10 protein-coding genes are annotated in these 14,945 nt (G+C 67.8%); 7 read left to right on the top strand and 3 right to left on the bottom strand.

The features are described 5' to 3' along the window. From rplA to glgB, 6 genes are all read left to right on the top strand, one after another. A partial coding sequence (rplA, locus tag AB1578_15370; protein ID MEW6489283.1) for a 50S ribosomal protein L1 occupies window positions 1–667 on the top strand: 667 nt, incomplete at its 5' end. A gap of 173 nt (window positions 668–840) precedes the next feature. Continuing rightward, window positions 841–1,359, top strand: a complete 519-nt coding sequence (gene rplJ, locus AB1578_15365) for a 50S ribosomal protein L10 (protein ID MEW6489282.1) — start codon at window positions 841–843, stop codon at window positions 1,357–1,359. A 57-nt stretch (window positions 1,360–1,416) separates the two neighbouring features. After that, window positions 1,417–1,800: a 50S ribosomal protein L7/L12 gene (gene rplL, locus AB1578_15360; protein MEW6489281.1), complete on the top strand. Its 384-nt coding sequence runs from the start codon at window positions 1,417–1,419 to the stop codon at window positions 1,798–1,800. Between the two features lie 188 nt (window positions 1,801–1,988). Further along, window positions 1,989–6,113 (top strand): DNA-directed RNA polymerase subunit beta, encoded by a 4,125-nt coding sequence (gene rpoB / locus AB1578_15355; GenBank protein MEW6489280.1) that lies wholly within the window; start codon window positions 1,989–1,991, stop codon window positions 6,111–6,113. Window positions 6,114–6,206: 93 nt separating this feature from the next. Continuing rightward, on the top strand, window positions 6,207–10,379 hold the full coding sequence (gene rpoC / locus AB1578_15350) for a DNA-directed RNA polymerase subunit beta' (protein MEW6489279.1): 4,173 nt from the start codon (window positions 6,207–6,209) through the stop codon (window positions 10,377–10,379). Window positions 10,380–10,569: 190 nt separating this feature from the next. Continuing rightward, window positions 10,570–12,486 (top strand): 1,4-alpha-glucan branching protein GlgB, encoded by a 1,917-nt coding sequence (glgB, locus tag AB1578_15345; GenBank protein ID MEW6489278.1) that lies wholly within the window; start codon window positions 10,570–10,572, stop codon window positions 12,484–12,486. Between the two features lie 121 nt (window positions 12,487–12,607). Here the strand turns inward: glgB and AB1578_15340 are convergent, their stop codons facing one another. Further along, window positions 12,608–12,859 carry a nickel-binding protein gene (locus AB1578_15340; protein MEW6489277.1) on the bottom strand — a complete coding sequence of 84 codons (252 nt, stop codon included), beginning with the start codon at window positions 12,857–12,859 and terminating at the stop codon, window positions 12,608–12,610. A gap of 198 nt (window positions 12,860–13,057) precedes the next feature. Between AB1578_15340 and AB1578_15335 the strand changes: the two genes are divergently transcribed. Beyond that, entirely contained in the window at window positions 13,058–13,612 is a 555-nt protein-coding gene (locus tag AB1578_15335) for a hypothetical protein (protein ID MEW6489276.1), read from the top strand. A gap of 253 nt (window positions 13,613–13,865) precedes the next feature. On the opposite strand, the gene AB1578_15330 is transcribed toward AB1578_15335, so the two are convergent. Beyond that, window positions 13,866–14,501, bottom strand: a complete 636-nt coding sequence (locus AB1578_15330; protein ID MEW6489275.1) for a PAS domain-containing protein — start codon at window positions 14,499–14,501, stop codon at window positions 13,866–13,868. Between the two features lie 27 nt (window positions 14,502–14,528). Then, window positions 14,529–14,792 carry a zf-TFIIB domain-containing protein gene (locus AB1578_15325; protein MEW6489274.1) on the bottom strand — a complete coding sequence of 88 codons (264 nt, stop codon included), beginning with the start codon at window positions 14,790–14,792 and terminating at the stop codon, window positions 14,529–14,531. Between the last annotated feature and the right edge of the window lie 153 nt (window positions 14,793–14,945).

The raw sequence follows: 14,945 nt of genomic DNA, 5'->3' as shown, positions 1-14,945 counted from the left end.
GGCCCTTGCGAAGGTGGACCGCCTGAAGAAGTACACCCTGGAAGAGGCCGTGGCGCTGGCTCCGGCCACCGCCTGGGGCAAGTTCGACGAGAGCGTCGACCTGGCCGTCAATCTGGGGGTGAACCCGGCCCACGCCGACCAGATGGTGCGCGGCACGGTGGTGCTGCCCCACGGCACCGGCAAGGGGGTGCGGGTGCTGGTGTTCGCCAAGGGCGAGAAGGAGAAGGAGGCCCGGGAGGCCGGAGCCGACTTTGTGGGCGCCGACGACCTGGTGGCGAAGATCCAGGGCGGGTGGCTCGATTTCGACAAGGCCGTCGCAACCCCCGACCTGATGGGCCTGGTGGGGCGCCTGGGCCGGGTGCTGGGTCCCCGGGGCCTCATGCCCAATCCCAAGACCAACACGGTGACGCTGGACGTGGGCACCGCGGTTCGGGAGCTCAAGGCGGGCCGGGTCGAGTACCGGGTCGAGAAGGCCGGGATCGTCCACGTGCCCGTGGGGCGCAAGTCCTTTACGCCGGACCAGCTCCGGGAGAACGTGCAGGCGGTCATCGACAGCCTTATCAAGGCCAAGCCTTCCACTGCCAAGGGCACCTACATCAAGGCAGTGACCCTCTCCACGACCCTGGGGCCCGGCATCAAGCTGGATACCGCGGATTACCGGGCATAGCAGCAGGGAGTCTTCTTCCAGGCCGTACGTAGACCGCAGGTGCTCCCCCTCCTGGGGGGCTTAATGTCCTGCCGAGTCGGCCGGAGGGATGGGTGGGCGCCCCATTCCTCGATCGGCGGCCGGAAGCGTCAACCGCAACCGTTTCGAGAGAGGAAAGGGGGTCCTAAGCGCGCGTGAACAAGACGGAAAAGCAAGCCACAGTAGCGGAGCTTCGCGAGAGGTTCCAAGGGGCCCAGGCGGCCATCGTCACCGAGTACCGGGGGCTGACGGTCGCCAAGGTCAACGAGCTGCGCCGAGCACTGGAGAAGGAGGGCGCCGTCTACCGGGTGGTGAAGAACACCCTGGTGCGGCGCGCCGTGGAGGGCACGGAGTTCGCGGTCCTCCAGGACGAGTTCACCGGTCCGGTGGCCGTCACCTGGGCGTACCGAGATCCGGTGGCCGTCGCCAAGGTGCTGACCCAGTTCGCCAAGGACTCGCCCGTCCTCACCGTGAAGGCGGGGGCCCTGGGCGGAAAGCACCTGGCCGCGTCCGGCGTGGAGGCGCTCTCCAAGCTGCCGAGCCGCGAGGTGCTCCTCGGGCAGCTCCTGAGCGTCATGGTCGGGCCGATGCGCAACCTCGTGGGCGTGCTCTCGGGGGTACCGCGCAAGTTCGTCCAGGTGCTCCACGCCATCGAAGAGAAGAAGGCCGCCTGAGGCGGTCCCACCCACGCGAAACCACCCATACCCATCCCTTTAGGAGGCAAGCGAGAAATGGCCATCACCAAGGAAGATGTCGTCCAGTTCATCGAGAACATGACGGTCCTCGAGCTCTCCCAGCTCGTGAAGGAGCTCGAGGAGAAGTTCGGGGTCACGGCGGCCGCCCCCATGGCGTTTGCCGCCATGCCCGGCGCCGCTGCCGAGGCCGCGGCCCCCGCGGAGGAGAAGACCGAGTTCGACGTGAAGCTCACGGACTCGGGCGCCCAGAAGATCCAGGTTATCAAGGTCGTGCGTGCGCTCACCGGCCTGGGCCTGAAGGAGGCCAAGGACCTGGTGGACGGCGCTCCGAGCATGGTCAAGGAAGCGGTGAGCAAGGCCGAGGCCGAGGACGTGAAGAAGAAGATCGAAGAGGCCGGTGGGAAGGTCGAGATCGTCTGAGACCCGTCTCCCGTTGGTTCGATCGGACCGCGATCCCTTCACCGGATGCGTTGAGGGGTGCACGGAGGGGTACGCCCTTCGTGCGCCCCGTTTTCCGTTTTTCCCTCCCGGCCTCCCCGCGCCCCGTTCCGGCATGACCCCGGCTCTGCCGCCGGCTGCGATTTGACCCCAGAAGGAGACGAGACCCCATGGCAAACCCTGTGGCCGACACCCGAAGGCTTCGGCGCAAGTTCAACAAGATCGAGACGGTCGTCGAGATCCCGAACCTGATCGAAGTCCAGAAGGCGTCGTACGATCGGTTTCTCCAGGCCGACGTGCCCCACGAGAAGCGGGAGAACTTCGGGCTCCAGAAGGTGTTTCACAGCGTCTTCCCCATTCGCGACTTCGGGGAGACCGCGTCCCTCGAGTTCGTGCGCTACGAGCTCGGAGAGCCCAAGTACGGCGTGGACGAGTGCGTCCAGCGGGGAATGACCTACGCCCGCCCCATCAAGATCACCGTGCGGCTCGTGGTGTGGGACGTGGACGAGGAGGCCGGCACCCGCAGCATTCGCGACGTGAAGGAGCAGGAGGTCTACTTCGGGGAGATCCCGGTGATGACTGCCAACGGCACCTTCATCGTCAACGGCACCGAGCGGGTCATCGTCAACCAGCTGCACCGGTCTCCCGGCGTCTTCTACAGCCACGACGAGGGGAAGAAGCACTCCAGCGGCAAGTTCCTGTACTCGGCCCGCGTAATCCCCTACCGGGGCTCGTGGCTCGACTTCGAGTTCAACCACAAGGACCTGGTGTTCGTCCGGATCGACCGCAGGCGCAAGCTCCACGCCACCGTGCTCCTCAAGGCCCTGGGGTACTCCCACCAGGAGATCCTCGACCTCTTCTACGACAAGCTCGCGGTGCGGGTGGTGGATTGGGAGGGGGGCAAGGCCGAGAAGGAGCTGCGCGCCGATCTGCTCAAGGACAGCCGCGCCACCGAGGACCTGGTGCACCCCGAGACGGGGGCCGTCCTGGTCAAGAAGCAGCGCAAGATCGGCGGGGCGAAGGTCAAGCAGCTCGAGAAGAGCGGCGCCGGGTTCCTCCCGGTGACCTTCGACGATCTGGTGGGGCAGTTCCTGGGAGAGGACCTGGTGGACCCCGAGACCGGGGAGATTCTGGCGGAGAGCGGACGGGAGGTGAGCCAGGACCTCTTGGAGCGGCTGCAAGACAAGGGCCTCCAGGAGTTCCGTGTGCTCTTCATCGACAACCTCAAGGTGGGGCCCTACATCCGCGATACCCTGCTGGACGACAAGGTGGACGGCCAGGAAGAGGGCATCATCGAGATCTACCGGCGCATGCGCCCGGGCGACCCCCCCACCCTCGATACCGCCACCAAGTTCTTCCACAACCTCTTCTTCAATCCGGAGCGCTACGACATCTCCGAGGTGGGGCGGCTCAAGCTCAACCACAAGCTCAAGATCACGGCGCCCCTGGACCAGCAGGTGCTCACCCGGGAGGACATCCTGGCGGTGATCCGCTACCTGGTGGGGCTCAAGAACGGCCATGGGACCATCGACGACATCGACCACCTGGGCAACCGCCGGGTGCGCAGCGTGGGCGAGCTCCTGGAGAACCGCTACCGGGTGGGCCTGGTGCGGATGGAGCGCGCGGTGAAGGAGCGCATGAGCCTCCAGGAGATCGAGGCCCTCATGCCCCACGACCTCATCAACTCCAAGCCCGTTACCGCGGTGGTGAAGGAGTTCTTCGGGTCCGGGCAGCTCTCCCAGTTCATGGACCAGACCAATCCCCTGGCGGAGACCACCCACAAGCGGCGCCTCTCGGCCCTGGGGCCCGGGGGCCTGACCCGGGAGCGGGCGGGCTTCGAGGTGCGCGACGTGCACCCCACCCACTACGGCCGCATCTGCCCCATCGAGACGCCGGAGGGCCCCAACATCGGCCTCATCGTGAGCTTGTCGATCTACGCCCGGGTCAACGAGTTCGGCTTCATCGAGACGCCCTACCGCCAGGTGGCGAACAAGGTGGTTGCGGAGCAGACGACCTACCTCACGGCCCTGGACGAGGAGGAGCACACCATCGCCCAGGCCAACGCTCCCCTGGACGAGAAGTCGCGGTTCGTCAACCCCATGGTGAATGCCCGCCGCAACGGCGACCCCATCCTGGTCTCGGCCGAGGAGGTCGACCTGATGGACGTCTCGCCCAAACAGCTGGTGAGCGTGGCCGCGGCCCTCATCCCGTTCCTGGAGCACGACGACGCGAACCGTGCCCTCATGGGCTCCAACATGCAGCGGCAGGCCGTGCCCCTGCTCAAGAACGAGGCGCCCCTGGTGGGCACGGGGATCGAGGGGGTCGTGGCACGGGACTCGGGGGTCACGGTGGTGGCCCGCCGGGACGGGACCGTGGAGAGCGTGGACTCCTCGCGGATCGTGGTGCGCTACCTGGAGCAGGAGGGCCAGGACGTGGCCACGGGGGTGGAGGTGTACGGGCTCACCAAGTTCCAGCGCTCCAACCAGAATACCTGCCTGAACCAGCGGCCCATCGTCAACGTGGGCGACAAGGTCCGGGCGGGCGAGGTGCTGGCGGACGGCCCCGCCACCTCCCTGGGAGAGCTGGCCCTGGGCAAGAACGTGCTCGTGGCCTTCATGAGCTGGGGCGGCTACAACTTCGAGGACTCGATCATCATCTCGGAGCGCCTCCTCGAGAAGGACACCTTCACCTCGATCCACATCGAAGAGTTCGAGTGTGTGGCCCGCGACACCAAGCTCGGCAAGGAAGAGATCACCCCCGACATCCCCAACGTGGGCGACCGCAAGCTCCGGGACCTGGACGAGACGGGGATCGTTCGCATCGGCGCCGAGGTGATCCCCGGGGACATCCTGGTGGGAAAGGTCACCCCCAAGGGGGAGACCCAGCTCTCCCCCGAAGAAAAGCTCCTGCGGGCGATCTTCGGTGAGAAGGCCGGCGACGTGAAGGACACGAGCCTGCGGGTGCCCCCCGGGGTCGAGGGCATCGTGGTGGACGCCAAGGTCTTCAGCCGCAAGGGCGGCGAGGAGGGCGAGGAGGTCCTGGAGGAGCGGGAGGCCGACCGGCTGCGCAAGGAGATGGGCGACGACATCGCCATCCTGCGCAGCGCGACCCACAACTCCATTCGCCAGCTCCTGGTGGGCCAGAAGGTGGCCATCGACGTGGTGGACCTGGACGGTGCGGTGGTCCTCAAGGAGGGGACGAAGATCACCGACGCCTCGTTGGCGAAGGTACCCCGGGAGGCCTGGGGGGAGATCCCGCTCCTCGACGCCCCCGAGCGCGAAGACAAGATCTTCGAGCTCCTGGAGCGCACCGACGAACAGGTGGCGCGGGTTCGCAAGCGCTACGAGGAGCGCATCGAGCGCCTGCGCGAAGGCGACGACCTGCCCCCGGGCGTCATCAAGATGGTCAAGGTCTACGTGGCCATCAAGCGGCGCCTCTCGGTGGGAGACAAGATGGCGGGCCGCCACGGCAACAAGGGCGTCATCTCCAAGATCGTCCCGGTGGAGGACTTGCCCTACCTCAACGACGGCACCCCGGTGGACGTGATCCTGAACCCCCTGGGCGTGCCTTCCCGGATGAACGTGGGCCAGGTGCTGGAGACCCACCTGGGGTGGGCCGCCCGGGGCCTGGGACAGCAGATCGAGCAGGTGCTCCGCAGCAAGTACTCGCCCAAGGCCCTGCGCAAGAAGCTCAAGGAGTACTACGGAGACCGGGAGAGCCAGCGGCTTCTCGACAAGGCCTCCGACGAGGTGGTGCTCGAGCTGGCCCGCCAGGCCGCCCGGGACGGCGTGTACATGGACAGCCCGGTCTTCGACGGTGCCGAGGAGGAAGAGATCTGGCCGCTCTTGAAGGAGGCGGGCCTGCCGGAGATCGGTCAGGCGGCGCTCTGCGACGGGAAGACCGGCGAGCCCTTTCACAAGAAGGTCACGGTGGGGGTGATGTACATGCTCAAACTCCACCACCTGGTCGACGACAAGATCCACGCCCGTTCCATCGGGCCCTACAGCCTGGTCACCCAGCAGCCCCTGGGGGGCAAGGCCCAGTTCGGCGGCCAGCGCCTGGGGGAGATGGAGGTCTGGGCGCTGGAGGCCTACGGCGCCTCCCACATCCTCCAGGAGATGCTCACGGTGAAGTCCGATGACGTGGCCGGACGCACGCGCATCTACGAGTCCATCGTGAAGGGCAAGAACGTGCTCGAGCCGGGCCTGCCCGAGTCGTTCAACGTCCTCATCAAGGAAATGCAGGCCCTGGCCCTGAACGTGGAGCTCCTCGAAGAAGAAGAGCCCAAGGGATAGCCCTGCCCGACTCCGCTCCTTCGGCTCTCCAACGGACAAGGGGCAACGGACAACGCGCACATCACGGGACATCCCTCAGAGGAGGATAGGCCCTTGCAGAGCATCGACAAGTTCTTCGAACCGCCCAAGGATCCGCTCAACTTCAACGCGGTCAAGGTCTCGATCGCGGGACCCGACAAGGTCCACGAGTGGTCGCACGGCGAGGTGAAGAAGCCCGAGACGATCAACTACCGGACCTTCAAGCCCGAGTCCGACGGCCTGTTTTGCGCCAAGATCTTCGGCCCCGTGAAGGACTATGAGTGCAACTGCGGCAAGTACAAGCGCATGAAGCACCGGGGGGTCGTGTGCGAGAAGTGCGGCGTGGAGGTGATCCGGTCCTCGGTGCGCCGCGAGCGGATGGGCCACATCGAGCTGGCGACGCCGGTGGCCCACGTGTGGTTCCTCCGGAGCCTCCCCTCGCGCATCGGCAGCCTCATGGGGATGAAACTCAAGGACCTGGAGCGGGTGCTCTACTACGAGTCCTACATCATGGTGGACCCGGGAAGCACCGGCATCGAGCAGGGCGAGCTCATCACCGAAGAGCAGTACCGGGAGCTCGTGCAGCAGCACGGGGCCGATTTCAAGGCCGGCATGGGCGCCGAGGCCATCCGCGACATCATGGCCGGACTCAACATCCCCGTGCTCTCCGAGGTGCTGCGCGAAGAGATGCTCGAGGCAACGAGCAAGGCCAAACGCAAGAAGTACGCCAAGCGCCTCAAGGTGGTCAACGCCTTCAAGAACTCCGGCAACCGCCCCCAGGACATGGTCTTGCAGGTCGTCCCGGTGCTGCCGCCGGATCTCCGGCCCCTGGTGCCCCTGGAGGGCGGCCGCTTTGCCACGAGCGACCTCAACGACCTCTACCGCCGCGTCATCAACCGCAACAACCGCCTCAAGAGGCTGCTGGACCTCAAGGCCCCCGACATCATCATCAAGAACGAGAAGCGGATGCTCCAGGAGGCCGTCGACGCCCTCTTCGACAACGGCCGCCGCGGGCGCACCATCACGGGGCCCAACCGCAGGCCGCTCAAGAGCCTCTCGGACATGCTCAAGGGCAAGCAGGGGCGATTTCGCCAGAACCTTCTCGGCAAGCGGGTGGACTACTCGGGCCGCAGCGTGATCGTGGTGGGACCGGAGCTCAAGCTCCACCAGTGCGGGCTCCCGAAGATCATGGCGCTGGAGCTCTTCAAGCCCTTCATCTTCAACAAGCTCGAAGAAAAGGGGCTCGCCACCACCATCAAGAGCGCCAAGAAGATGGTGGAGCGCCAGGAGGAGGTGGTCTGGGACATCCTGGAGGAGGTGACCAAGGAGCATCCGGTCATGCTCAACCGGGCGCCTACCCTGCACCGGCTGGGCATCCAGGCCTTCGAGCCGATCCTCATCGAGGGCAAGGCCATCCAGCTCCACCCCCTGGTCTGTACCGCCTACAACGCCGACTTCGACGGCGACCAGATGGCGGTCCACGTCCCCCTCACCGTGGAGGCCCAGATCGAGGCCCGGGTGCTCATGATGAGCACCAACAACATCCTCTCCCCCGCCAACGGCAAGGCGGTGATCGTGCCCAGCCAGGACATCGTGCTCGGCGGGTACTACCTGACCCTGGCCCGCAACGGGCGCCGGGGCGAGGGGATGGTCTTTGCCAGCCCCCGGGAGGCCCGCATCGCCTTCGACCAGGGGGTGGTGGAGCTGCACGCCAAGGTCAAGGTGCGCATGGACGGCCGCCTGGTGGAGACCACCCCGGGGCGCCTGATCCTCTACGAGATCGTGCCTGCGGAGATTCCCTTCGACGAGATCAACAAGGTCATGAAGAAGAGCGCCCTGGGGCGACTCATCGACCTCTCCTTCCGCAACGCGGGGGGCAAGACCACGGTCATCCTGGCCGACCGGCTCAAGGACCTGTGCTACCGCACTGCCACCATGGCCGGCGTGTCCATCGCCATCAACGACATGGTCATCCCCCCCGAGAAGAAGGACATCGTGGACAAGTCCTTCCGGGAGGTCTCCGGCATCCAGAAACAGTACGAAGACGGCGTCATCACCGACGGCGAGAGGTACAACAAGGTGGTCGACATCTGGGCCAACGCGGCCGACGCCGTGGCCCAGCAGATGATGAAGGGGCTGGAGTTTCGCGAGGAGGTGGAGGAGCTCAACTCCATCTACATCATGGCCGACTCGGGTGCCCGGGGCTCGAGCCAGCAGATGCGCCAGCTCGCGGGCATGCGCGGCCTCATGGCCAAGCCCTCCGGCGAGATCATCGAGACGCCCATCACGGCCAACTTCCGCGAGGGGCTCACGGTGCTCCAGTACTTCATCTCGACCCACGGCGCGCGAAAGGGCCTCGCCGATACCGCCCTCAAGACCGCCAACTCCGGCTACCTGACCCGCCGCCTCGTGGACGTGGCCCAGGACATGGTGATCACGCAGCAGGACTGCGGCACCCTCGACGGCATCTACGTCTCGGCCCTGGTGGAGGGCGGCGAGGTGGTGGAGCGCCTGCGCGACCGCATCCTGGGGCGCACCACCCTGGTGGACGTGCGCGATCCCTACAGCGACGAGGTCATCGTGCCGGCCGATACGGAGATCGACGAGGTTCTGGCCGACCGGGTCGAGGACGCGGGGGTGGAGAAGGTGCTCATCCGCAGCGGGCTCACGTGCCAGGCAAAGAATGGCCTGTGCGCCGAGTGTTACGGCCGAGATCTGGCCCGCGGGCGCAAGGTCAACCTGGGCGAGGCCGTGGGGATCATCGCCGCCCAATCCATCGGCGAGCCCGGCACCCAGCTCACCATGCGCACCTTCCACATCGGCGGCACCGCGTCCAAGCGCGTGGAGCAGTCCACCCTGGAGGCGCGCAACGCAGGCACGGTGCGCTACCTGCACCTCCAGACGGTCACCACCGCCGACGGGCGCGTCGTGGCCATGAACCGCAACGGGGAGCTCGCGGTGCTCGACGCCGAGGGCCGGGAGCGCGAGAAGTATCCGGTGGTGTACGGCGCCAACCTCAAGGCCGCCGAAGGGACCGCCGTGCAGGGGGGCCAGCTCCTGGCGGAGTGGGACCCCTACACCAACCCCATGCTCACCGAGGCCTCCGGCCGGGTGAAGTTCGGCGACGTGATCGACGGCGTCACCATGCGGGAGCAGGTGGACGAGGTCACGGGCATGTCGCGCAAGGTGGTGGTGGAGAGCCGGGGCGCCGACTACCGGCCTCGCGTCTCGATCAAGAGCCTGGAGACCGGAGACACGCTTGCCCGCTACATCCTCCCGGTGGGCTCCAACATCGCCGTGGAAGAGGGCCAGGAAGTCTCGGCCGGCGACGTGATCGCAAAGATCCCGCGGGAGACCACCAAGACCAAGGACATCACCGGCGGTCTTCCCCGGGTGGACGAGCTCTTCGAGGCGCGCAAGCCCAAGGACTTCGCCCTCATCGCCGAGATCGACGGAGTGGTGAGCTTCGGCAAGGACACCCGGGGCAAGCGCAAGATCGTCCTGACCCCCGACGTGGGGGAGCCCAAGGTCTATCTCATCCCGCGGGGCAAGCACGTCTCCGTGCGGGAGGGGGACCAGGTGATGGCGGGCGAGCCCCTCATGGACGGAGCCACCAACCCCCACGAAGTCTTGAAGGTCCTGGGCGAAAAGGAGCTCATGAAGTACCTGGTGGACGAGATCCAGGAGGTCTACCGGCTCCAGGGCGTCGACATCAATGACAAGCACATCGAGGTCATCGTCCGGCAGATGCTTCGCCGGGTGGAGATCAAGGAGATGGGCGACACCGACTTCCTGCTCAAGGAGCAGGTGGAACGCCAGGTCTTCGAGGCCGAGAACCAGAAGGTGATGGCCAAGGGGGGGGAGCCGGCCATCGGCGTCCCCATGCTGCTGGGCATCACCAAGGCCAGCCTCTCCACCGAGAGCTTCATCTCGGCCGCGAGCTTCCAGGAGACGACGAAGGTGCTCACCCAGGCCTCCATCGAGGGGAAGGTGGACTTTCTGCGGGGCCTCAAGGAAAACGTGATCATGGGCCGGCTCATCCCGGCGGGCACAGGCCTGAACCGGTACCAGCGCAGCCAGATCGAGGTCCACGACGACGGGGTGGTGTGGGAACCCGTGGTCAAGCCGCGGGAGTCGGATCTCACCGACGAGGAGCTCGCCGAGGAGCTCGGGTCCCTCAGCGTCGCTACGGGAGAGGACGAGGACCTGGAGGAACGGGAGGTGGAGACCGCCGAGGTGGAGGAATAGGGGCACTGAGGCGGGCGCACTCCCGCGCACGGTGTGATCTTCGGTAGGGGCACGGCATGCCGTGCCCCTACGCACGTCTGGGGGTCCGTTGACCGCCCGGATCGTCCTGCTACAGTGCTCCCCCGGGAAGACAGGGGAGGTGGAGATCTCGGGGCGCGTAGGGTGCGCCCCGGGGCAGACGGGAGCGAGGATGGACAAGGTCCTGCACGGCCACGGCCGCTTTACCGACCACGACGTCTATCTCTTCAAGGAAGGCAGGCACTTCCGGCTCCATGAGAAGCTGGGGGCGCATCCCGGCGCGGTGGGGCAGACCCTGGGAACCCACTTCGGTGTCTGGGCCCCCAACGCCCGTTCGGTTTGCGTGATGGGGGATTTCAACGGGTGGAGTCCCGCCTCCCATCCCCTGGCGTCGCGATGGGACGGCTCGGGAATCTGGGAGGGGTTCGTGCCCGGGGTCGGACCGGGCGCGGTGTACAAGTACCGGGTGAGCGGTCCGGGAGGCTTTGCGGCGGACAAGGGCGACCCCTACGCCTTTCGCTGGGAGGAGCCTCCCCGCACGGGCTCGGTGGTTCACGGCCTGGACTACGCGTGGGGGGACGGGGAGTGGATGGCCCGGCGCCGGGAGTCTCAGGCCCTTGACCGCCCCGTGTCCATCTACGAGGTGCACCTGGGGTCCTGGCGTCGCGACCCCGGGAACGCGCAACGCCTCCTGGGATATCGGGAGCTGGCTGAGCCCCTGGCGGACTACGCGGCCGAGATGGGATTCACCCACGTGGAGCTCCTGCCCGTGACGGAGCACCCGTTCTACGGCTCCTGGGGCTACCAGGTGTCGGGGTACTTCGCGCCCACGAGCCGGTACGGCTCCCCCCAGGACTTCATGTATCTGGTGGACGTGCTCCACCGCAGGGGCATCGGCGTGATCCTGGACTGGGTGCCCTCCCACTTTCCGTCCGACGAGCACGGCCTGGCCCGCTTCGACGGCACCGAGCTCTACGAGCACGCCGATCCGCGCCAGGGGTTCCACCCGGAGTGGAAGAGCTACCTCTTCAACTACGGGCGCAACGAAGTCCCCGAGTTCCTGGTGAGCAACGCGCTGTTCTGGCTCGAGGCCTACCACGTGGATGGCCTGCGGGTGGACGCCGTGGCCTCCATGCTCTACCTCGACTACGGCCGCGGCCCGGGAGAGTGGATTCCCAACCGCTACGGGGGCCGGGAGAACCTGGAGGCCATCGAGTTCCTGCGCACCTTGAATCGGGAGGTGTACGAGCGCTTTCCGGATACGCAGGTGATCGCCGAGGAGAGCACCGCCTGGCCCATGGTCACGCGGCCGGTCCACGTGGGGGGACTGGGGTTCGGGCTCAAGTGGAACATGGGGTGGATGCACGACACCCTGGATTACTTCGCCCGGGACCCGGTGCACCGCAAGTACCACCACAACCAGCTCACCTTCAGCATCTGGTATGCCTTCTCCGAGAATTTCCTCCTGCCGCTCTCCCACGACGAAGTGGTGCACGGCAAGGGATCGCTGCTGCGCCGCATGCCCGGGGACGACTGGCAGCGCTTCGCCAACCTGCGCGTGCTGCTGGGGTACCAGATGGCGCACCCGGGCAAGAAGCTGCTCTTCATGGGGGGAGAGCTCGGCCAGTGGAACGAGTGGTACCACGAGACGAGCCTCGACTGGCACCTCCTCGAGAACCCGGCGCACCGGGGGGTGCAGGCGTGGGTACGAGACCTCCACCGGGCCTATCGGGGCCTCCCCCCCCTCTTCGAGCGGGATTTCGAGCCGGAGGGGTTCCAGTGGGTCGACTTCCACGACTGGGAGAAGAGCGTGGTGAGCTTCCTGCGCAGGGGGCGAGCCCACGGGGAAGGGGAGTGGGTCCTGGTGGCCTGCAACTTCACACCGGTGCCCCGTCCCGGCTACCGGGTCGGCGTGCCCCGGGGAGGGCACTGGCGGGAAGTCCTCAACAGCGATGCCGCCTGCTACGGGGGCTCCGGGATGGGGAACCTGGGGGGAGCCCAAGCCGAGGCGGTGCCCGCCCACGGCCGGGAGCACTCGCTGCTGCTCACCCTGCCGCCGCTCAGCATCATCTTCCTCGCCCCGGGGTAGACGGCGGAACACGCCGCCGCCGGGTGCGGGTCCGCGGGCCCCTGCCTCTGTGGGAGCGGCCTTGGCCGCGAACCGGGGGGCCGAAGACCGCTTCCGCCCCTGCTTCGGCCGATGCCGCTGCCTAGCGCCAGGTCTGGGGAAGCACCTCCCGCACCGGAACGATGCGGTCGCACGTGATCCCCGTGCGCGCGAAGATCACGTGGAGGGTCTCCGGGCTGGGGGCGTCCCACTCGCAGATGCGCTGGCTTTCGTCCTCGAAGAGGTAGGTGCGCACCCAGGTGGCGGTGGTTTCCCGTGCCAGCACCCGGTACCTCTCCACCAGGTCCTCCCAGCGCCGGTCGGGCTCCACGTGGAAGGTGAGAAACTTGGACATGGCGTCCTCCCTGTGCCCGGGGCCCCCCGGGCCGCGGCGCGCAGGATATCACGCGGCGCTCCTCCGGCAAGGCCGCCCCCTCGCCCCCTCGCCCCCTCGCCCCCTCGCCGGGTCGCGGCGCTTGGGAATCGGGGTGCCCGTGCCGATAGGTCAGGGGAGAGGTACTCCTCTGCGACCCTAGCCCCACACGGGGGACCCATGCAGGCAGCCTTCGCCGCACTCCTCGTGACCGCGCTCGCCGCCGCGGCCGCGGTCTATGCCGTCAGCCCCGGGCCCGACGCGCCCGCCGCAAGCCGCTACTACGCCATCGCCGCCTTTATCTTGCTGGCCCTGGCCCTGGTGGCGATGCTCTCCGAGCCTCTGCGCCGGCGCGCCGCCACCCGCCGGCGTCCCACCACCGAACAACTCCTGGACCCGGCCAACCGCAGGGAGGCCTTTCGCATCCCGTACCCGGAAGGGGAGCGCCCCTGGGCGATCCTCCGGAATCCTTCCGGGACCGGAGAGGGAGCAGGGCTGGAGGTGCTGGACGTGGCGGAGCGAGGCGTGCGGCTCCGGACCTCCGGCGGCGTCGCGGTCTCCGGAAGGGTGGAAGGGGAGCTCCGGTTTCCGGGGGGCGAGACGGCGGCCATCGCGGGCGAGGTCGCCTGGTGTGCCCATGGGGAGGCGGCCGTCCGGCTCGCCTCCCCCCTGCCGGGCCGGCTCCTGACCGAAGAACAGCGCCGGCTGCGGGACCACCTCAAGGCGCGGCGGTAGACGCGGATGGTTCGGGACCACCAGCATCCCGGGGCCCCCCTTCTTGGTCCGGGCCGGGCGGCCAGACCCTCGCCGACGGGACCGGAGCCAGTTGGTGGCGTGGCAGGCGTGCAGCGCGCGCAGGCGGCCCGCTAGGCGGAACAACCTAGGAACCCTTGCGGCGTCGCCAATGCTGGACACAGGTAACTGCAATCCTACTATGCTCGGCGCTCGCTCGAGGGGATTTTCGTGATTTCAGTTACGTTATGGGGACTTATGGGGACTCGAGCGTTCGGGGACGATCGAGCTTCCCGCGAACCCGAACGCGGCCCCAGGAGAGAGGGCGGCCGAAGCGCTTTCGCAGAGGTTCTTCGCCCCTGAGCATCAGCCCAGGATGCGTGCGGAGCAGGAGCGGGTCCGGGACGCCCTTCTGCCGCGCGAAGTTCGGGTCGGTCTGGCCGGGACCGGGGCCCCGTTGCGGGCGAGCCGCTTGCTCCTCGCGGGGCCGGTGGCAGACGTAGCACACCAGGTCGCCCATCGGGTGGCCCACGAGTTCCGCCGCCGGCCAGCCCAGCAGGCGCGCCGCAGCAGGGTTGGCGAAGGCGATCCGCCCTTCCCGGTCCACCCCGACGATCCCCTCGCCGGCGCAGTCCAGGATCAGCTCGGTGCGGCGCCGCAGGCGCTCGGCTTCGGCCTCGGCCCTCTTGCGGTCCGAGACGTCGACGAGGGCGCAGTAGGCGCGCCACGGGGCTCCCGCAGGCCCGGGGGCCGCCCGGCAGTGCATCGAGACGGTCACGGGCGCGCCGCCCTTGCGCAGGAGCACCCGCTCCCGCCCGTACTCCGTGAGCTCCGACCAGGCGCCGTTCACGTCGGCGATGCGGCCGGTGCCGTCCAGGGACTGGTAGGCCACGGGCGCCTCGGGAAACAGCCGCGCGAATCAGTCGAAGATGTCGAAGAGTCTCTCCATCTTCGACTTCGGCCGCTTGTACGGTTGCCCGGGGTGCGATCCGGGGTGCCGCGGCTGCAAGGCCTGGAACTCCCGATCCAGCTCCGAGCCCGCCGCCTTCACCTGGTTCAGGAGCTTGCCGAGCTCTCCCCTGTCGAGCCAGATGCCGCCGCACCCGGCGCAGGTGTCGAGGGTGACGCCGTGCTTGACGGTTTCCACCAGGGTGGGACCTTCGGGGCAGCGGGGGCAGTTCATGGCGCTCTCCTTTGGAGTTGGCGTGGATGGGCATGGATCGGCCCGGAGGGTCTCGTGGAGGGGGCCTGGGCACGCGGGGCACCTCACGGCGGGGCCGCCCCCCTTGGTCCGCGCCCCGGGGGGCCGGCGGCGGCCCAGGCCCCCCGCACCCGG

Source organism: Thermodesulfobacteriota bacterium, from assembly GCA_040756475.1.
Classification (GTDB): Bacteria; Desulfobacterota; Deferrisomatia; order Deferrisomatales; family JACRMM01; genus JBFLZB01.
Note: the sequence above shows the minus strand (reverse complement) of the source record. Positions and strands in the feature narration are given on the sequence as shown.

Coding starts and splice junctions, on each gene's coding strand:
- rplL (MEW6489281.1), top strand. CDS start 1,417: ATGGCCATCACCAAGGAAGATGTCGTCCAGTTCATCGAGAACATGACG.
- rpoB (MEW6489280.1), top strand. CDS start 1,989: ATGGCAAACCCTGTGGCCGACACCCGAAGGCTTCGGCGCAAGTTCAAC.
- glgB (MEW6489278.1), top strand. CDS start 10,570: ATGGACAAGGTCCTGCACGGCCACGGCCGCTTTACCGACCACGACGTC.
- AB1578_15340 (MEW6489277.1), bottom strand. CDS start 12,859: ATGTCCAAGTTTCTCACCTTCCACGTGGAGCCCGACCGGCGCTGGGAG.
- AB1578_15335 (MEW6489276.1), top strand. CDS start 13,058: ATGCAGGCAGCCTTCGCCGCACTCCTCGTGACCGCGCTCGCCGCCGCG.
- AB1578_15325 (MEW6489274.1), bottom strand. CDS start 14,792: ATGAACTGCCCCCGCTGCCCCGAAGGTCCCACCCTGGTGGAAACCGTC.